Here is an 18,724-nt window from a genome sequence, read left to right as displayed (position 1 = left end):
AGCGGGATTAGTCCGCTAATTTACCTTGGTTTTTCTTGTCTGCGACCACACTAGGTTCCCCATCAACTGGAACATCGTGTTCCGCATAATCACGGTTCCATTTGACGGGAACGGCACCTTGAACCTCATCACGCTTGGATTTGAGCAAGGATGCAAGTACCGAGATGGTCAGGATCGCAACGATAACAACCAACGACCATACGGTTGGAATTTCAAACACATGGACTGGTTCGCCACCGTTGATAAAGCCCAGTTTGTTCTCATGAAGTGCGTGAAGAATGAGTTTGATTCCAATGAAACCCAAAACCGCACCCAAGCCGTACGGGAGGTAGACGAGGCGATCTAGCAATCCATCCAAGAGGAAGTACATTTGCCGCAATCCCAAAAGGGCGAATGCATTCGTCGTGAAGACGATATATGGCTCGGCAGTGATGCCGTAAATCGCGGGAATGGAATCAAGCGCGAACATGATATCGACCATTCCAATAGCCACCAACGCGACAAAAAGTGGGGTTAGCGCAAATTGCCCTTTCTTGTGGACATACAGGTGGTCTTTCTCGTAACCTGCGGTAACGGGGATCACGCGCCGCAGCGTTTTAATGATCCACATGTCGTTAGGATCAGTTTCGGGTTTGTCGCGGATTTCATCGGCTATGAGTTTCACCGCGGTGTAGATGAGGAAGATTCCAAAGAGATAGAACACATCCGACCACAAGGAAATGGCGGCAGCACCAGCCAAAATGAAAACGAGGCGGAACACCAAGGCAAGCGCGATGCCGATAAGCAGTACTTTTTGCTGGTATTTCCGCGGGATCCGGAACGACCCCATGATAAGAGCAAACACAAATAGATTGTCGACGCTGAGCGCTTTTTCCGTGATATAGCCGGTGAAGAACTCGATGCCGTGTTGATGGGGATTGCCCGGCTCGCCCCAGGTAAACCATAAGAAGACACCGAAGGCGCACGCTAAGGCGACGTAGAACACCGACCACCACGCGGATTCTTTAAGAGTCGGTTCGTGCGGGGTGCGGACGTGTGAAAAGAAGTCGAAAATAAAAAAGCCAATTACCACGGCGATGGTAATTGCCCATACGGTTAGGTTCACTTCCATTGAAGTTACAATCCTCCGGTCTCATTCGTGAAAATAAACATGCGAATAGAGCCGGAGGTCTCCCCCGGTTAACATTGTGCTTTTCGACGGTTCACGGAATCGAAAAACTCAACATTAACCCAACGGAACCGGATCACCACAGAACCGAAATCCTGCAAGTCACGTGTTGACGATCCACGTTGTTTGTGGGGTACTCCCCTCCAACGTGAAGCAATGTTACCACAGAATAGGTTCTAATCCACCTGCCAGGTCGCGCGTGGTTTTTCGCCATCGATGAACCGTGCGAGCTCATCTAATGCAACGTCCAATTCCACAGTGTCACGGTTTGCATAGCAATCAGATTGCCCATTGGACAGAATATAGCCGCAGCTTTCACCAGTCGCGGATGCATCGATCAGATGCCGATATTCACCGCTATCTGACAACGTGCAGCACACCATAGCGCGTTGTCCATTGGTGACCACCGTGATGCCCCAAGCTGCATTATTACATTCGAAATTCGTCTCATGGAATCCGGATGCTAATCGTCGCCGAACAAGACTACTAGCATCAGCGCCGCTCACCACTGTGGTTACGGCACTTGTTTCCGCTATCCATATCTTCCGATCAGACGAACTAGACATAGTTCTGCATATACTCCGGTGTTCCCACTAAAACCGACTCGTAATACCGAGCTTTTTCCAACTCTTCTAAGTACAAATCCTCCGCGTCATCGTCGATATAATCCTGGCGTTCTTGCTCCACGTCTTCTTCCGTGAATCTCCGCCATGGAGCAATACCCAACCCGATATATACAGGTTCTTCACCTTCAGCATGCACCACCTGCTCAGTTTCTAGCTGCGCCAATGCTGGTGCAATTTCTTTGGCGGGGGTGCTAATAAAATCGATATCGGCTATCACAACGGATTCAAATGGAACATCTCGCAACGACCATTGGGTAGATACTACGCAATCGCCTTGAGTCTCAATCTGGAACGCGTTTTCTGCCGCGTAAACCAGGTTGTCTTCGCAGCTGACGTCGTCGAAAAGCTCCTTGAGCGCCTCAACGACTGGCGCTACCGGCGAACCTAGCGCGAAGGACACCTGTTTATCTTCGACGCTGATGATGACTTCCCGGCTACTTGTTACAAGTAGTTTCATGTTTTTATCACTCCTAATCCCATAGAACGAAAACAATGCGATAACCATCAGGAACAGCGGGAATATCGCATATCTCTTTTAACTTTGCAGGCAGTTCACAAACCCCATCTTGTTCCATATTCCCTACCCTGGCTTCTATATCCTCAGCAAACGCCGAGGTGCAGATAATCGCCGACTCTGCAGCAACTATCCCGTTTTCTTCTTCCATCTCGGTATCCGGGTGAGTTTCAATCCTGACCCACGCCACGTCATCACAAGCGTTGATCGCGCGCAGACGTGATTCGATCTCGGCTAGCGGTGGCCTGCCAAACCCCCATTGGTTTGGGGCGATCGACTCTTCTTCGTTATTGCCGTTAAAGAATTCGTCCAAGGTGATAGCTGGCATCTGGTACCCCACCATCCGGCGACCAACTTCGGCGCTGCTAATCATGCGCGTTCCTCACTTTCTGCAAATCATGCAAATGCCCCTGCATGGCAGTGTAGCCAACGCAAGGGGCACATGTGAGCAAAAACTAAAACGCGTTATTTGATGGGTTATAGGTCGCTTCCACAACCGAGGAGTCGGAATCTGAGGCTATGCCGCTGTCCTCAAATCCGTCTTCTTTTGGCACCTCGCGTGGATCGCCGCCCTTAAGCATCCACACGATGGTGTCCAATTCTTCGGGTTTGATAAGCACTTCCCGTGCTTTAGATCCTTCCGAAGGACCCACGATTTCACGCGATTCCATCAAATCCATCAACCGGCCTGCCTTTGCAAAGCCGATCCGCATCTTGCGCTGCAGCATTGACGTTGAACCGAGTTGCGAAGTCACCACGAGTTCCACCGCTTGCAGCAGGTCTTCCAGGTCGCCTCCGATATCGTCATCAATGTCGCGTTTCGATTCGGCAGCTTTGTCTTCTGTCACACCCTCGGTGTACTCCGGCTCGCCCTGGGACTTGGCAGCCTCAACCACTGCCTGGATTTCTTCATCGGTGACAAATGCACCCTGAATACGCTGTGGCCGACCACCCTGCGGAATAAACAAGCCATCGCCCATACCGATGAGCTTCTCCGCGCCAGCTTGGTCCAGAATAACCCGGGAATCGGTTAACGAACTGGTAGCAAAGGCAAGACGGGATGGCACGTTGGTTTTGATCAGACCGGTGACAACGTCGACCGATGGACGCTGCGTTGCAAGAACCAGGTGAATACCGGCCGCACGCGCCTTTTGCGTAATCCGAACGATCGAATCCTCGATCTCTTTCGGCGCGGTCATCATGAGGTCAGCCAGCTCGTCGACGATACAAACAATGTATGGATACGCTTTGTACTCGCGTTGCGAACCTGGCGGCGTTTGAATTTCGCCGCTATGAATCTTGCGGTTGAAGTCCTTGATGTGCCGCACTCGGGCGGACTTCATGTCCATATACCGCTGTTCCATCTCTTCAACCAACCACTGCAATGCAGCGGCGGCCTTTTTCGGCTGCGTGATGATCGGCGTAATCAGATGCGGAATCCCCTCATATGGCGTCAATTCCACCATCTTCGGGTCAACCAGAATCAGCCGCACATCCTCCGGGGTGGCGCGGGTGAGCAACGAGACCAGGAGCGAGTTAACAAACGCCGACTTACCGGAACCAGTGGAACCTGCTACCAGCAAGTGTGGCATTTTTTGCACGGAATGCGCCACAAATTCGCCTTCGATGTCTTTGCCCAAGCCAATAAGCATTGGGTCAGTATCACCGTGAATCTTCGGGGCATTAAGGACGTCGGCAAGACGAACCATTTCCCGATCTGTGTTGGGAACTTCGATACCCACCGCAGATTTACCCGGAATTGGGGTGAGCAACCGGACATTGTCCGTGGCCACTGCGTATGCGAGATTAGATTGCAGGTTCGTGATTTTCGAAACCTTCACGCCGGGGCCTAATTCGACTTCGTACCGGGTGACTGTCGGACCCCGGCTGAAGCCGACAACATGGGCGTCAACTTTGAATTCCGCGAAGACATCGGTGATCGCTTCGATCATGCGATCATTCGCCGCCGTTTGTGACTTCGGTGCCGCACCCGGAGTTAGCAGCGCGGTACTCGGTAATTCATACGGAGCATCAGCCGCCGGGAGCGTACGTGCCGCCGGTTTTTCTGCCGCAGTAGGCTGTGTTTGTTTTGCAGTTGGCGCGGATTGAAGTGACTTGGCGACTTCCAATCCGCGTTGCGCTGCCGTTACTGCATCGCTCGCGCTTTGCGACGCCGCACCTGCCGCCGCACCAATAACTCCCCCTGCAATGGCTGCGGTTGCGCCACCCGGGGAATCAACCTGTGAAGCAGACGCCGCGCTGTTCTTTCGGTTAGGTTTGCGCTCAATGACAGTGGTCGGTTCCACAGCTGGGAATTCATCGGTGTCTGTCAGTTCACGTTTCGGCTTAGGTGGAACACCGCCAAAAAGCTGAGTCGTCGGCTCAGCTGCCGGTTTCTGCGGCTCCCCGAAAAGCGCTTGCTGCACCGGTGGAGCATCGCTGGTGTGCTGCCCTGTTCTGCGACTGGAAGCGCGGGGACGCGGTGCCGACTGTGGAGCTGGCCGATAGGAAGCCTCGTGGCCCGACACTCGATCTTCTAAAGCCTGATCTACGTAACCGTAGTCATCGTCAAGGTCATAGTCATCTTCGGCTTCGCGTCGTTCAGCAATAATTTCACGGACGTAGTCCACCAGCTCCCGAACGCTAATTCCGGTCGCTCGAAGCGCACCGTACACGATGAGCAGGAATAGAAGCGGGATGGCTAAATACTCAGTGAAACCTACTGCCAGCGGCGCACCGATCGCCGTACCAATCGCACCGCCTGCTTGCATCCGACCAGACCAATCGCTGGGATTGCCAGCAAAAAGGTGCACCAAACCTAACATCGACACGATAATGAGTGCAGTGCCACCAATCACCTGAAGCCGATCGTGCGGCTGTGGTTGGTACCCCAGCATCAATGCCACTGCCAGCGCGACGAAAGCCACCGGCAGCACCAGCGCGCCCGCGCCGACCACCATATGCATCCCATAAGCGATCGCCGCACCAATAGGGCCTGCGATGCTAAACCATACTGAGGCGCCAAGTACGACAGCCAACGCAATAAGCAACAGCCCGATGCTGTCGGCATTGCTCTGGTGAGCTTTAGGTTCGGTTCCCGACCCCCGCTCGGAGCTGTCGGGAGAAGTTACATCTGTTTTTTCCACGTCAGTTGATTCAAAATCCTCAAATAAATCCGATTCGTCACTACGCTTATGCGGCACCACTGCTCGGGTAAGAGATCCTAACCCCTTGGCGGCAGCCCCAAACACCACGGCAATACCGGCACCAACAGGCTTAAGTGCGCTTCCGGTTCGTTCCGTTCCTGTTTCGGCTGCGCGACGCGCAGTGTTACTTCCCGCCACAACACGTGACCCCGATGTAGCCGCAGTAGTGCGGCTTGCCGAAGTGTTCGTGCGATTTGAGTTTCCACGACGGTTTGCCCGGGAACCCGGCCCCGTGGCGCCTTTTTTGGAACGTCCACCACGGGATGCAGTCGAAGAAGTGCGTGTGACAGTCATGCCCAAGAGTTTAGCTGTTCATTCAACATCTTTCACATACGCAACACTCTAAACACCAGAAAAAGAAAGTCAAGCCTAAACACTAGACCGGTGTAAACCGCCTGCGGGATCGGTGACGGTAACCTCAGCAACGTCGCGGCCGAAAATCCACAACACGATCTCACCAATGTCGCCTCGGATTGTCGCCACCTGTCCCCCAGCGTCCGCCACACCCCGGCGATCATGGACAACAACACGGGGCCAACCAGTAGGTTCCAGGATAACCGGAATCGTTGAGCGCTTCAGCATCACTTTTCCCGCAAACCTTGCTGCGTCGTAAAGCTGCGACTGGTCGCTTCGGGTAAAACTTCGCGGATGCGAGTCGGGCAACATTCGACGCACGTCTTCATGATGAACGAAATGCTCGGCAACGTTCATTATTCGATCGAGTTTCGCCAGCGGCCACAACCGGGAACCGCTCTCCCACTGCCGCACTAATGCATCAAAGGGTTCTTCTGCCAATTCGGCGGTTTTGTCGCGAAGTTTTTCCTGCGCCGGTGCAGCAAACATACCCAGCGCCGCCAGCGGATGATTCTCGCGGATTATCAAGTGAATTAATAAATCTTTAACAGTCCAGCCCTCGCATAACGTGGGTGCATCGGGACCGACGGCGCGCATGAGGGCGGCAAGGGCATGGCGCTCTGAAGCAGAAAAAGTCATGCCCCCAAGTCTAATACTTGGCTCGGACATGACTTTTCTAGCGACGAAAAATGACACCGTTACTGGCTTGGCCGGGACTGGCGAACTTCCTCATCCTCAACCGGTGAATGAACGTCGGAGCTCATTGGAACCACGGTCGGCATAATCATCGGTTTACGACGCCAGGTTTGCTCCACAAACCGGGAAACCTTGCGACGCAATTGCTGCACCATGCGGTACGGATCGTTTTCGCCTTCAGCGGCCAGATCGTTCATGGTGTTTTGGACAAGCTCGGTAACTTCCGGCATCATCGCTACAGCGTCCTCGGAGAAGCCCTTTGCGATAACCGATGGTCGCTCCAGAAGGCGGCCGGTGCGGTTGTCGATCACTGCGGTAATGGCAATCAAGCCACCTTCGCCCATCGAGGTACGATCGTCCAAAACTTCTTGGTCAATATCGCCCATGGTCACACCATCGACGTACAGGTTACCCACTGGGATTTGGCCGACCACTGAAGCACGGCCATCAACCAGATCCACCACGACACCGTTCTGTGCAAGCACCACGCGGTCGCGTTCGACACCAGTTGCGATCGCTAGTTCCTTATTCGCGCGAAGGTGGCGCCACTCGCCGTGAACCGGCATCGCGTTCTTCGGGCGCGCAGCGTTATAGAGGAACAATAACTCGCCGGAATATCCGTGCCCTGAGGTATGCACTTTCGCGTCTTTACCCGTAATGACGGTTGCGCCAATTTGGGCCAGCATATTGATAACACCGAAGACAGCTTCTTCGTTTCCTGGCACCAGGGAGGAGGACAAAACAATAACGTCGCCATCACGTACCGTGATCTGGCGATGCTCACGACGCGCCATCCGGGACAACGCCGCCATCGGCTCACCCTGGGTACCGGTGGTGATTAGCATGACCTTATGCGGTGCCATCTTGGAGGCGTCGTCCATGGTCACGATCGTGCCGCGCGGTGCCTTAAGGAAACCGAGCTTCTCCGCGATTTCCATATTGCGGATCATGGAACGACCGTTGAATGCGACCTTTCGGCCAGCAGCCACTGCCGCATCCACCGCCGCCTGCACGCGATACACGTTCGAGGCGAAACACGCGAGGATAACCCGCTGCTTGGCGTCAGCTACGATTCGCTTCAATGTTGGTGCAATATCCGATTCGGAACTGGATACACCTGGGGTGGTAGCGTTCGTGGAATCGCATAGGAACAGGTCGATTCCCTCGTCGCCGAAGCGCGACAACGCAGGCAGATCCGTTGGTCGACCATCCGGCGGGGTTTGATCTAGCTTCACGTCGCCGGTCATGACGACAAGACCAGCGCCGGTCTTGATCGCGACACCGAGACAATCCGGAATCGAGTGATTGACGGTCCAGAACCGCAAATTAAATGGGCCGCGATTCTCATTCGACTTTTCAGTAACCTCAATGAGCTTCGGCCGTTGGCGATGCTCCTGGCACTTCGCCCGAATCAACGCGAGGGTGAACTTGGAGGCAATGATAGGTAGATCAGGTCGCAGCTTCAACAGCCACGGGATAGCACCGATGTGATCCTCATGGCCGTGGGTCACGACTAGTGCCTCAACTTTATTGATTTTTTCCTCAATCGGACCGAAATCCGGCAAGATCAAATCGACACCGGGCTCGCCAGACGACGGGAACAACACACCGCAGTCAACGATCAAAAGCCGATTGTTGTATTCGAAAACCGTCATATTACGGCCAATTTCCGAGATACCGCCTAGGGCATAAATACGAAGCCCGTTACGTGGCGCTTTGGGTGGTTGCGGCAACCGCCCTGTTAAATCCGCACCCTGCATCGACTTGACGACGTTTCGGCGGCCGCGGTTCTCGCGGTTCGCGGAATTATTGTCGGTGCGTTTCGAATTCCGAGACCGGCCACCTGACCGGTTCGACGATTTCTTTTCCTGTTTTTCGCCTTTTTCCTTTGGCGCTTGAAATACAGGGGTTTCTGCAGCCTCCGGAGATCCCGCCTTTCGGGTCACTTTCCGGGAACGACTACGAGGTTCAGTCATTGTTATAAAACTCCAGCTTTTTCCATGTCTTGTCTCAATGCCTCGTATTCGGACTCATTTGGTGCCACAATCGGCAATCGGGGATCGCCTACGGTAATTCCTTGAAGGCGCAAGCCAGCTTTAGCCATAGTGACTCCCCCTAACCGACCTTGCGCAGCTACCAACGGCGCTAACGAAGCATTGAGCTCACGTGCGGCGATGAGATCGCCGTTATTGAATAGTGTGTGCATTTCGCGCAATCGAGCGGGGGCTAAATGCCCAATCACAGACACAAAACCTGTCGCGCCTACCGATAACCACGGTAAGTTCAACGGATCATCCCCGGAATACCATGCGAGTCCAGTTTCCTGAATCAAGCTGGTGGATTCCGCGATGTTTCCCTTAGCATCTTTAACAGCCTGGATTGTGTCCAATTCCGCTAACCGGCGCAGTGTATCGGGCATAATCGGCACCACGGAACGCGGTGGAATGTCATATACACAAATCGGCAGCGCGGTAGCGTTGGCTACCGTTGCGAAATGCTGGTAAATACCCTCTTGACTCGGCTTGGAGTAATAAGGAGTAACAACCAAAAGCGCGTCGGCACCTGCTTCGGCAGATGCTTTCGCTACTTCGACCGACACGGCGGTGTTATAGGATCCAGCACCAGCGATCAGCTTGATACTGTCCCCCACTTCCCGCCGAACGGTCCTGAGCAGGTCCATTTTCTCATTGAGAGTGGTAGTCGGTGATTCGCCGGTGGTGCCGGCTAATACTAAGGAATCAACGCCGTTATCGACAAGATGCCGCGCTAATCGCGCCCCTTGTTCTAAATCCAATTCACCAGTGGTGGTAAACGGCGTAACCATAGCGACGGAAATCGTGCCGAAGGTCTCGGCTCCCGTCGTTGCTACCAAACCTGTGCTCATGAAAGACAAGGTTACCCGCTTTTGCCCGATTCGTAGGAATTATCCCCGTTTTTCGCACGGGTTTGTCTCGCTTACCCCCATCCCGTATGACGAGAGAAGCGTAGATTTCATCCGCGCCAACGGTTCGGCAATCGAGGTGGGAAAACACGGTATTCGCCACCTCGCGCGGGTTTAATATCTTTCTCAAAAGTCCGCAACATATGGGCTCGTTGCCATTTCCGAGCCGTCGGAAAGCGTAGCGATGTGGAAGTCGCCAAACACAACGGGAGCTTTTTCCTTGAGTTTTTTCAGGCACTCCACCGCTAATCGACGAATTTCGACGTCCGCATGTTCCGTTGCCCGCATGCCGATGAAATGGCGCCAGGTACGGAAGTTTCCGGTGACGACGATGCGGGTTTCAGTGGCATTGGGAAGAACGGCCCGAGCTGCTTGACGAGCTTGTTTCCTCCGCAACAGCGCATTGGGTTCGTCGGCAAGTTTTTCTTCCAAGGCTGCCAATAATTCGTCGTAGGCAAATCGGGTTTCATCGATAGCCTGTATAAACAACTGCCGCAACCGGTCGTCTTCAGCAATTAGTGGTGGAACAACTACCTCAGCTTGGTTGGTATGGACAAACCGCTGGGACAATTGCGAGAAACTGAAGTGGCGGTGACGAATAAGTTCGTGGCTCGCCGACCGGGACAGACCCCGTATGTACAGTGTAGCCGTCGGGTGCTCCAACAGTGCCATGTGCCCGACTTCCATAATGTGGCGAATATAGCCAGCATTAGTGGCGGTACGGGGATTTGGTTTATCGAAAGTCTCGTAACAAGCACGACCCGCGAATTCTACGAGCGCTTCCGGCCCTGTAGTATCCGTCTCCCATGCAATGTCTGTTGGGGCAAAAAACTCCGAACACGCCAGTAGCTCTACCCGCAATTGTGATTCCAACGCCATTTTCTACAACCCCAAAAAGTGTTCCAAACCGACCGTTACGCCAGGGTGCTTGCTGATCTCCCGCACCCCTACCAAAACTCCTGGAACAAAGGACGTCCGATCGTAAGAATCCTGACGAATGGTCAGTGATTGGCCCTGCGCACCGAAGATCACTTCTTCATGGGCAACCATCCCGGTCATTCGCACCGCATGGACCGCAATACCGTCGACGGTTGCGCCACGCGCCCCATTCAATGATTGCTGCGTGGCGTCAGGCATCGGCGGCATATTCGCTTCTCGACGCGCGGCTGCAATCCCCTCTGCGGTGTGGATCGCGGTGCCGGAAGGTGCATCAAGTTTATGTGGGTGATGGTATTCCACCACTTCGGCGGAATCGAAAAATCGAGCAGCCTGGCGGGCGAATTGCATTGTAAGCACGGCGGAAATTGCGAAGTTAGGTGCGATCAGGCAGTGCGCATTTCCAATTTCGCACCACGACTCGACCTGTTTCACACGTTCTGGGGTAAAACCGGTGGTGCCCACTACACAGTGGATTCCGTTCGTGAGACAGAATTCCAGATTTCCCATGACGACGTCGGGGGTGGTGAAATCAACAATGACCTCGGCGCCGGCGTCGACAAGCGATTGCAAGGGATCTTCCCGGTCAATCTCGGCCACTAGATCCATATCGTCAGCGGCAGTAACTCCTTCGCATACGGCCTGTCCAACCCGGCCCCGAGCCCCAACTACCCCAACTTTGATTGCCATCTTATGCTCCTTATTCAAGCGGTTATCACCAATAGATTAAAACACTACCCGGATCGAACCGCGACAAGCACCGCTTAGCCGGATCCGTCGATAAATTTCTTTAACAACCCCACGAAAACTTCCGGATTTTTAGTCCCGGATAAAGCTTCGTGTCCGGATTCACCTGCGGTAGACTACGCGCAACAACACGAAGCAGTAATGCTAGTCACTGGCTTTTAAAAGAGCATTAAGCCGCTGGTAAATTGCACGCAATCTCTCATCGCGACTGTCTGCCAACACAGTAAGCAAATCGTCATGGATTTCTATCTCTGCATCGAAAGCAAAGGCAGATTCGCGCCGTTTACAGTACTCTTCTGCCAGAGCCAATGCCGAGTCTTGTTCGCGCTGGACAAGAAGGGTTAGCGCCTCAGCTGCCACGTCTGAGTCTACGGTTTCGGCAATGGTGATAAGCAAGGGATCAACCTCTTCAAACGGATATGGTCCATACTCAAGTGCAAATAACGCCCACGACACTGTCTCCGAAGAATCAGGGTCTTGCCCAGGTCGCCGCATCTGCTGAAGAACGTAATCGGCGAGAAAACTGCGAGGCGGCAAACTTGCAATGGCAAACAGCAATGAAATACGGGTATCACGATCGTCCCGGTCGCAGGCCGTGCGGATTGCCGGTTCAAACTGGCAGAAATCTTCCTCCCCCAATAAACCATTGGAATACAGGTGACCGAGTGCACAAATAACAGACGCAACAACCGCCTCATTATCACTGCACAGCAGCCGGGTAAGGATGTCTTGAATACGCACAATGTCATCTCTGGTTAATTCCGCCTGCGGCTGGCCAACGATGAAGGCCATCATTTCCCACGACCGGGGATCGAACTTTGAGGAAAGCTTCTCTTCAATGACCTGGGCGATCGCGGAAAATTTTTCATATTGGAGCTGCCGCCCAGCGGCATATCGCAGCTGTTCATCCTCATGCGTAGTCCAGGCCCATAATTGCGCTGAATCAGCGGTTTTGCACAGCTGGTAACAATCGAGAAAATCCACGGCACCCTCCGATCCCTTGATGAGGTCAAATGATAGCAAAATCGCTGGATGGATGCCGTTTTGGCAACCAGCAACTAAAACTTAAAATGTGATCCTAACAAGTACTTCACCGCCATACTTTTACCTGAAATATCGGCTAATCACCGCAATCATTTCTATCCACTGACAATCAAGGAGTCGACACCCATGCGAAAGCAACTTTTAGTTTTTGCCTCCATAATCCTCACTGCTACTAGTGTCTCCGGTTGTGGATTAGTACCCTGGCTTTTTTATCATCCAAATTCTGACATAGTGACCCACGACCCAGACTTCATCTACGACGATGAGCAAACCGAAGAAAAACCAATAGAATTTCGTTCAACCCCAGGCGAAGCGGGCGGCTTTGATTGCACCGAATCTCATTGCGCCGTCAACTTCGACGTCATTGACCTCAAATTCGCCGACTCCTGCGAAGACTTGGGTATCCCCAGCGACAGCGAAGAATACTCCTCCACCCATAACGGAAACCAACTTCTCATCGTAGAGGCTTCCCTTGAATTAGATCAGGACCTGTCCTTCGAGGCAGAAAACTTCAATTGGAATACGGAATGGGCCATTAAAACCCCCGACGGTTTCACAGAACCGCTCGAGTCCGCCTTGGATTGTGTCTTGGACCCACGGTTCGACAAAGAATGGCTGCTAGAAGGCCGACCGGGACACAAGGTTAAAACAGTAAACATGTACACACTGCCACCAAATGACGGCAATATCTACCTTCTACATGACACCCAGAAAGCCTCCTGGCAATGGCCACTGCCGACTGAGAAAACCGTCGGCCTTGCTCCGCCCCCGAATGCTGATCCTGTCAACCTTCCGGACTTCCAGTTGGCCTGATACCTCGGCTGTCCTTCTTTCCGTAACCGCTTCCACCAGTGGTTTGCAGGCATGGTAATGGGGAATGATCTAAGATCGGCCTCACGGCTTTTATCGCATAAAGAAAGGCTACCGATGGCGACCTTAGCTACATATATTTCATTTCCCGGCACCGCCGCCGACGCTTTTACGTTCTATCAACAGGTTTTCGGCGGCACCCTTGATCTCATGAGGTACTCCGATTTCCCACCGATGGAGGGAATTCCATTTACCCCCGACCCCAACGCAGTGGCGCACGCCGTTCTCACTCTCGAATCCGGCACGATTGCTGGCGGTGACAACGCGCCGGGTGAGGAACTGGAACTCAGAGGTACCGCATATTCCCTTCTGATTGAAGCCACGAGTGTTGCGGAGGCGGAGGCGTTGATTGACAAGATGGTCGCCGGTGGCGGTGAAATCGCCATGCCGTTTGAGGTGGCGCCGTGGGGCGGGCACTACGGTCAGGTTCTTGATCCATTCGGCGTGCAGTGGGCGTTTAGCGTCGAATAGTGCCGCAAGATGTTTGGGCATCTTTCACAACGAAGTGACATTACGAACGCCCGGCAACCACGAGAATACGTGGTTGCCGGGCGTTATTGATGTCGTCTGGCGCTAGTCAGGTTTAGCTATCTTGGCTAAGCCCCAGCGAGATCTTGCCGCGGTTGTCGATATCAAGGATTTCTACCTCGATTTTCTCGCCAACCTGTACAACGTCTTCGACTTTCTCTACTCGCTTGCCGTTACCAAGCTTCGAGATGTGAACCAGGCCGTCGCGCCCTGGAACCAGCGATACGAAAGCACCGAAGGCGGTGGTTTTCACCACGGTTCCTAGGAACCGCTCGCCCACCTTTGGCAACTGCGGGTTAGCAATGGCATTGATCTTTTCGATCGCAGCATCGGCTGCCTCACTATTAGCCGCGGAGATATAGACGGTACCGTCTTCTTCGATGGTGACCTCAACACCGGTTTCTTCCGTGATCTGGTTGATGCTCTTACCCTTTGGGCCGATCACTTCGCCGATCTTAGAAACTGGAACCTTGATGGAGGTGATACGTGGTGCGTATTCGCTCATCTCGTCCGGGGTTGGGATGACCTCGGCCATTGTGTCCAGGATATAAATGCGGGCGTCGCGCGCCTGAGACAATGCCGCAGCTAGTACTTCGGAGGGAATTCCATCAAGCTTGGTGTCCAATTGCAGCGCGGTCACAAAGTCGGCGGTGCCTGCAACTTTGAAGTCCATGTCGCCGAAGGCGTCTTCAGCACCGAGGATATCGGTGAGGGCAACGTAGCGGGTTTCGCCGTCGATTTCGTCGGAGACCAAGCCCATTGCAATACCGGCTACCGGAGCCAGCAACGGCACACCGGCGTTAAGCAGCGATAACGTGGAGGCGCAGACAGAACCCATGGAGGTGGAACCGTTGGAACCCAAAGCTTCCGAAACCTGACGGATAGCGTACGGGAATTCTTCCCGGGAGGGGATCACTGGCACAAGCGCACGTTCTGCGAGCGCACCGTGACCGATTTCACGGCGCTTTGGTGAACCGACGCGGCCAGTTTCACCGGTGGAATACGGTGGGAAGTTGTAGTGGTGGATATAGCGTTTCGATGTCGTTGGGGTAAGCGAATCGATTTGCTGTTCCATCTTCAGCATATCCAGGGTTGTGACACCCATGATCTGGGTTTCGCCACGCTCGAACAGCGAGGAGCCGTGGGCGCGTGGAATCAGTTCTACTTCCACCGAAAGATCGCGGATGTCCTTGACGCCGCGCCCGTCGATGCGGAATTCTTCGGTGAGGATCATGTGCCGAACGATCTTCTTCATCACTGCGTTGTAGGCAGCGCGGATTTCCTTCGCGGCGTTTTCATTCTCGTCGAAGCGATCAATCAGGTCAGCTTCGATCTTCTCCATGTATTCGTTGGTGGCATCGTCGCGCTCCGCCTTTGACTTGATGGTCAAAAGCTCCCGCAACTTCTTGGAGGCTTTCTTTTCCACTGCCTCGTAGATGTCGTCGGAATACGGTGGGAACAGTGGGAATTCTTGGGTTTCCTTTGCCGCCAATTCGGCCAGCCCTTCCTGGGCGCGGCACAGAACCTCGATGAACGGCTTCGCAGCTTCAAGGCCTTGAGCGACCACTTCTTCGGTCGGGGCAGGCTTTCCGTCTGCGATTTGCTTGACGACGGACTCCGTGGCACCGGCTTCCACCATCATGATGGCAACATCGTCGATGGTCTTCTTGCCCACCTTCTTGGACACAATACGGCCTGCTACTACCAGTTCAAACAGTGCTTGCTCATGTTGCTCGTGGGTTGGGAATGCGACCCACTGTCCCTTGGGATGCTCGCGGTCTGCGATCAGCGCCATGCGCACGCCACCAACCGGGCCGGAAACCGGCAGGCCGGACAGTTGGGTTGCGGCGGATGCACCATTGATCGCCACGACGTCGTACATGTCCTTCGGGTCCACCGACAAGACGGTGACAACTACCTGGACTTCGTTGCGTAGGCCCTTGACGAAGGTCGGGCGCAGCGGCCGGTCGATGAGCCGACATGCGAGAATCGCCTCGGTGGATGGGCGACCTTCGCGGCGGAAGAAGGAGCCTGGAATGCGGCCCGCGGCGTACATTCGCTCTTCAACGTCGACGGTGAGTGGGAAGAAATCGAATCCTTCGCGCGGTTGTGAGGATGCTGTCACCGTCGATAACAGCATCGTGTCGTCGTCAAGATAGGTGGTAACAGATCCACCTGCTTGGCGGGCTAGTTGCCCGGTTTCGAATCGAATCACGCGGGTACCGAAGTCCCCATTGTCGATGATGGCTTCCGCCTCGGTGATCCCAAACTCTGGGTCTTCTTTAAAAGAAATCAGTTTTTTTAGATTTTTGTTGCTCACTATGCACGTCTCCTCTTTGACATTCGTGCTTATCGACGGTCATCGGTGCCGTCTTAGGGGTTTTGTTTGTTATTAAATCTAGGCAACGAGGTCAGAGTATAGCACGTAACGTGCACTTATGAGAACTTCTTATTCATGCTTAAAAGACCTTTCAGCAAAGCCGCACCCCACTAACGTCGACAAGCACAAATTTCTTCGCATTTACCAGCGCAAACACTACGCGCGCCCCGGGGAATCGTTGCTTTATACTGCCAGCAACCCCAGCAATCCACCCCCACCCCGTCGCTTGGCAATCAAGAATAACGAAACCGCCTTGCACAACTCACGAAGAGCGCAAGGCGGTTTCGACACACTACAAGGAGTGTCGTATGCAATCGCTTAATTAGCGGCGCAGACCCAACCGGGAGATCAGATCACGGTACCGGTCAACGTTATTAGCAGCCAGGTACTTCAGCAGGCCACGGCGGCGACCAACCAGAAGCAGCAGACCACGACGGGAGTGGTGATCGTGCTTGTGGAACTTCAGGTGCTCGGTCAAGCTGTTGATGCGGGAGGTCAGCAATGCAACCTGTGCCTCTGGCGAACCGGTGTCGGTCTCGTGAAGACCGTACTCAGCGAGGATTGCTTTTTTCTGCTCTGAGCTAAGAGCCATGGAAATACTCCTTGTTTTTCAGTCCACATTAACCTTATATAAACCAGCAATTATCCTGGTGATTCTCAACTGCTGTGGACCACAGTAAAAGAAACCTCAAGGATTGTAGCACGCTAAAGTCTGATCCCAGTAATCAGCTCACTGCGGGTCGAGTCAGCTGCATAAGCCGGTTCATCAGCTCCGACACGAAACGCTCAACGTCAACGCCGACCGCAACCCGTGCGTTTTTAACCGGGTCGTTCAGGCGAGTTTCGTCGCCAATCGTCCGACCCCGGGTCGGACCATCGCAGTCGACTTTCATATTGAGCGGAAGAAGCGTGACCAATGATGGATCGACTGCAACCGCTACAGCCAGCGGGTCATGCAAACCGCAACCACCCAAATGTGGCGCAACGGTGTCGTAGGCTTTGATGTAGTAGTCGACGGCATCTGCTAAAAAGAGCGCACCTGGTGTGTTTTGTGTCCGCCACTGCTTCGTTTCTTCGTAGGTAAGCAGGGTTTGCAGCGTGACATCCAAACCGATCATGGTGACGTCGGCGGCTTTCCGCAAAACAATATCGGCGGCTTCCGGATCCTGGATAACGTTTGCTTCCGACCAGGCGTTGACATTGCCTGGCGCGGTCAGCGCTCCGCCCATGAATACAATGTGTGCGTTTTGGGCAAATTCAGATGATTTTTCGATAGCCGCGGCGATGTTGGTTAATGCGCCGGTGGGGACGATAACGAGGTCGTCGCCGTGTTGGCGTACTGATTCGATGAGGAAGTCCACGGCTGAAGTTTCTTGGGCAGTGCTGGTGGGATCAGGGATGGTGACTTCACCGATTCCGTTTGTGCCGTGGATGAAGGCGGAGATTTCGAGAACTTCGAAGGAGTCCTTTTTTCGGGCGTGGCTGATGCCGGAGAAAACTGGTATGTCTGGGCGGCCGAATAGTTCGAGCAGTGCGAGGTTGTTGCGTACTCCGGTTTCGACCAGGACGTTGCCGTAGGTTCCGGTGACGCCGATGAGTTCTAGTTCGGGTGAACCAAGGGCGTAGGCGAGCGCCATTGCGTCGTCGATGCCAGTGTCGAGGTCGAGGATGATCTTTTTGGGGCTCATGGATTCTCCATTTCTTCGGTTTCTAGCGCTTTATGTACGAGGGTAATGTCGTTTCGGATTGCGTCAAGGAGTTCGTCAACGTTTGAGAATTTCTCCATGCCCCGGATGTAGTCGACGAATTCGACTTCGACGGTGTGTCCGTACAGGTCGGCGTTTCGCCCAATGACGTAGCTTTCGACGCTGCGGCGGGCGTCGCCGAAGGTGGGGTTGTGTCCCACTGAGATTGCGGCTGCGTAATCAATTCCTTGCTGCATGTCGCCGTCGACGGGTGCGTCGGAGACGATCCGGAACCAGCCTGCGTAGACGCCGTCTTTGGGTAATGCGACGGATTCGGGGAAATAGAGGTTGGCGGTGGGAAAGCCTAATTCTTTTCCGCCGCGGCCAGCTCCGCGGACTACTTCGCCGCGGACTTTGAAGGTGCGCCCTAGTGCCCAGTTTGCTTCGGCTACTTTTCCTTCGGCCAGGAGCTGTCGGATGAGTGTTGAGCAGACGGTCGCGCCGTCGTCGATAAGCAACCGCTGGACGTGAATCTCCACCCCGTGTTTTTTACCGAGTTCGGCTAAGGTTTCGGTGGTTCCTGCTGCGTTGTGCCCGAAGGTGAAGTTTTCGCCCACGACGACGACTTGGGCATTAAGGGTATCTAGCAGGATGGTGGTGAAGAATTCTTCGGGGCTCAATTGCGCCATCGCTGCATTGAAGGTCATGGCGAGCATGTGGTCGATGCCTTCCGCGGCGGCTAGCTCCGCCCGGTGGGTTACTGTGCCTAGAAGCGGTGGCATTTTGTCTGGCCGCAATACGGCAAGTGGGTGGGGGTCGAAGGTGAGTAAAATTGTTGCTAGTTTTAGTTCCTGTGCCCGGCTGGTTGCCGCAGCTAACAGGGTTTTGTGCCCCCGGTGCATTCCGTCGAATACTCCGATGGTAACTACGGTTTTTCCTAGGTTTTCCGGTACGTCGTTAAATCCACGCCAAATATCCACAGGCTTAAGATTACGTTATGAAATCGCAAACGCCATACAGTGCGCTTAA

17 protein-coding genes are annotated in these 18,724 nt (G+C 54.0%); 2 read left to right on the top strand and 15 right to left on the bottom strand.

Going from position 1 to position 18,724, the window contains the following annotated elements; translation table 11 throughout:
* Positions 1-7 precede the first annotated feature (7 nt).
* The 11 genes from Q4D85_RS04705 to Q4D85_RS04655 all read right to left on the bottom strand — a co-directional run bounded on the left by Q4D85_RS04705 (position 8) and on the right by Q4D85_RS04655 (position 12,172).
* Positions 8-1,111, bottom strand: a complete 1,104-nt coding sequence (locus Q4D85_RS04705; RefSeq protein WP_303198565.1) for a TerC family protein — start codon at positions 1,109-1,111, stop codon at positions 8-10.
* Between the two features lie 233 nt (positions 1,112-1,344).
* Positions 1,345-1,734: a hypothetical protein gene (locus Q4D85_RS04700; protein ID WP_303198564.1), complete on the bottom strand. Its 390-nt coding sequence runs from the start codon at positions 1,732-1,734 to the stop codon at positions 1,345-1,347.
* A complete protein-coding gene (locus Q4D85_RS04695) occupies positions 1,727-2,251 on the bottom strand; it encodes a hypothetical protein (RefSeq protein ID WP_303198563.1) in 525 nt (174 codons plus the stop codon). The genes Q4D85_RS04700 and Q4D85_RS04695 overlap by 8 nt, the downstream gene beginning before the upstream one ends.
* A 13-nt stretch (positions 2,252-2,264) precedes the next feature.
* On the bottom strand, positions 2,265-2,681 hold the full coding sequence (locus Q4D85_RS04690; protein WP_303198561.1) for a hypothetical protein: 417 nt from the start codon (positions 2,679-2,681) through the stop codon (positions 2,265-2,267).
* An 82-nt stretch (positions 2,682-2,763) separates the two neighbouring features.
* Positions 2,764-5,808 (bottom strand): DNA translocase FtsK, encoded by a 3,045-nt coding sequence (locus Q4D85_RS04685; RefSeq protein WP_303198559.1) that lies wholly within the window; start codon positions 5,806-5,808, stop codon positions 2,764-2,766.
* Between the two features lie 75 nt (positions 5,809-5,883).
* Positions 5,884-6,507, bottom strand: a complete 624-nt coding sequence (locus Q4D85_RS04680; protein ID WP_303198558.1) for a TIGR03085 family metal-binding protein — start codon at positions 6,505-6,507, stop codon at positions 5,884-5,886.
* Between the two features lie 59 nt (positions 6,508-6,566).
* Positions 6,567-8,540: a ribonuclease J gene (locus Q4D85_RS04675; protein WP_303198557.1), complete on the bottom strand. Its 1,974-nt coding sequence runs from the start codon at positions 8,538-8,540 to the stop codon at positions 6,567-6,569.
* A 2-nt stretch (positions 8,541-8,542) separates the two neighbouring features.
* A complete protein-coding gene (gene dapA / locus Q4D85_RS04670; protein ID WP_303198555.1) occupies positions 8,543-9,448 on the bottom strand; it encodes a 4-hydroxy-tetrahydrodipicolinate synthase in 906 nt (301 codons plus the stop codon).
* Between the two features lie 183 nt (positions 9,449-9,631).
* Complete coding sequence (gene thyX, locus Q4D85_RS04665) at positions 9,632-10,384, bottom strand: FAD-dependent thymidylate synthase (RefSeq protein WP_303198553.1); 753 nt, start codon at positions 10,382-10,384, stop codon at positions 9,632-9,634.
* Positions 10,385-10,387: 3 nt separating this feature from the next.
* Complete coding sequence (gene dapB / locus Q4D85_RS04660) at positions 10,388-11,131, bottom strand: 4-hydroxy-tetrahydrodipicolinate reductase (protein WP_303198552.1); 744 nt, start codon at positions 11,129-11,131, stop codon at positions 10,388-10,390.
* Positions 11,132-11,332: 201 nt separating this feature from the next.
* The gene (locus Q4D85_RS04655; RefSeq protein WP_303198551.1) at positions 11,333-12,172 is read right to left on the bottom strand and encodes a hypothetical protein; all 840 of its coding nucleotides are present in this window, start codon (positions 12,170-12,172) and stop codon (positions 11,333-11,335) included.
* A 291-nt stretch (positions 12,173-12,463) separates the two neighbouring features.
* On the opposite strand from Q4D85_RS04655, the gene Q4D85_RS04650 reads away from it, so the two are divergent.
* Both Q4D85_RS04650 and Q4D85_RS04645 read left to right on the top strand, forming a co-directional pair.
* A complete protein-coding gene (locus Q4D85_RS04650) occupies positions 12,464-13,045 on the top strand; it encodes a hypothetical protein (RefSeq protein ID WP_303198549.1) in 582 nt (193 codons plus the stop codon).
* Between the two features lie 114 nt (positions 13,046-13,159).
* A complete protein-coding gene (locus Q4D85_RS04645) occupies positions 13,160-13,573 on the top strand; it encodes a VOC family protein (protein WP_303198547.1) in 414 nt (137 codons plus the stop codon).
* 112 nt (positions 13,574-13,685) lie between these two features.
* On the opposite strand, the gene Q4D85_RS04640 is transcribed toward Q4D85_RS04645, so the two are convergent.
* From Q4D85_RS04640 to Q4D85_RS04625, 4 genes are all read right to left on the bottom strand, one after another.
* Positions 13,686-15,950, bottom strand: coding sequence for a polyribonucleotide nucleotidyltransferase (locus Q4D85_RS04640; protein ID WP_303198546.1), 2,265 nt, complete (start codon positions 15,948-15,950; stop codon positions 13,686-13,688).
* A 382-nt stretch (positions 15,951-16,332) separates the two neighbouring features.
* Complete coding sequence (rpsO, locus tag Q4D85_RS04635) at positions 16,333-16,602, bottom strand: 30S ribosomal protein S15 (protein WP_303198545.1); 270 nt, start codon at positions 16,600-16,602, stop codon at positions 16,333-16,335.
* A gap of 133 nt (positions 16,603-16,735) precedes the next feature.
* A complete protein-coding gene (locus Q4D85_RS04630; RefSeq protein ID WP_303198544.1) occupies positions 16,736-17,698 on the bottom strand; it encodes a nucleoside hydrolase in 963 nt (320 codons plus the stop codon).
* The gene (locus Q4D85_RS04625) at positions 17,695-18,675 is read right to left on the bottom strand and encodes a bifunctional riboflavin kinase/FAD synthetase (protein ID WP_303198542.1); all 981 of its coding nucleotides are present in this window, start codon (positions 18,673-18,675) and stop codon (positions 17,695-17,697) included. The genes Q4D85_RS04630 and Q4D85_RS04625 overlap by 4 nt, the downstream gene beginning before the upstream one ends.
* Positions 18,676-18,724 lie beyond the last annotated feature (49 nt).

The sequence above is a fragment of the Corynebacterium sp. genome, from assembly GCF_030532965.1.
GTDB lineage: Bacteria > Actinomycetota > Actinomycetes > Mycobacteriales > Mycobacteriaceae > Corynebacterium.
Note: the sequence above shows the minus strand (reverse complement) of the source record. Positions and strands in the feature narration are given on the sequence as shown.

Coding starts and splice junctions, on each gene's coding strand:
- Q4D85_RS04630 (WP_303198544.1), bottom strand. CDS start 17,698: ATGAGCCCCAAAAAGATCATCCTCGACCTCGACACTGGCATCGACGAC.
- dapA (WP_303198555.1), bottom strand. CDS start 9,448: ATGAGCACAGGTTTGGTAGCAACGACGGGAGCCGAGACCTTCGGCACG.
- thyX (WP_303198553.1), bottom strand. CDS start 10,384: ATGGCGTTGGAATCACAATTGCGGGTAGAGCTACTGGCGTGTTCGGAG.
- rpsO (WP_303198545.1), bottom strand. CDS start 16,602: ATGGCTCTTAGCTCAGAGCAGAAAAAAGCAATCCTCGCTGAGTACGGT.
- dapB (WP_303198552.1), bottom strand. CDS start 11,131: ATGGCAATCAAAGTTGGGGTAGTTGGGGCTCGGGGCCGGGTTGGACAG.
- Q4D85_RS04645 (WP_303198547.1), top strand. CDS start 13,160: ATGGCGACCTTAGCTACATATATTTCATTTCCCGGCACCGCCGCCGAC.
- Q4D85_RS04695 (WP_303198563.1), bottom strand. CDS start 2,251: ATGAAACTACTTGTAACAAGTAGCCGGGAAGTCATCATCAGCGTCGAA.
- Q4D85_RS04700 (WP_303198564.1), bottom strand. CDS start 1,734: ATGTCTAGTTCGTCTGATCGGAAGATATGGATAGCGGAAACAAGTGCC.
- Q4D85_RS04680 (WP_303198558.1), bottom strand. CDS start 6,507: ATGACTTTTTCTGCTTCAGAGCGCCATGCCCTTGCCGCCCTCATGCGC.
- Q4D85_RS04675 (WP_303198557.1), bottom strand. CDS start 8,540: ATGACTGAACCTCGTAGTCGTTCCCGGAAAGTGACCCGAAAGGCGGGA.
- Q4D85_RS04685 (WP_303198559.1), bottom strand. CDS start 5,808: ATGACTGTCACACGCACTTCTTCGACTGCATCCCGTGGTGGACGTTCC.
- Q4D85_RS04705 (WP_303198565.1), bottom strand. CDS start 1,111: ATGGAAGTGAACCTAACCGTATGGGCAATTACCATCGCCGTGGTAATT.
- Q4D85_RS04690 (WP_303198561.1), bottom strand. CDS start 2,681: ATGATTAGCAGCGCCGAAGTTGGTCGCCGGATGGTGGGGTACCAGATG.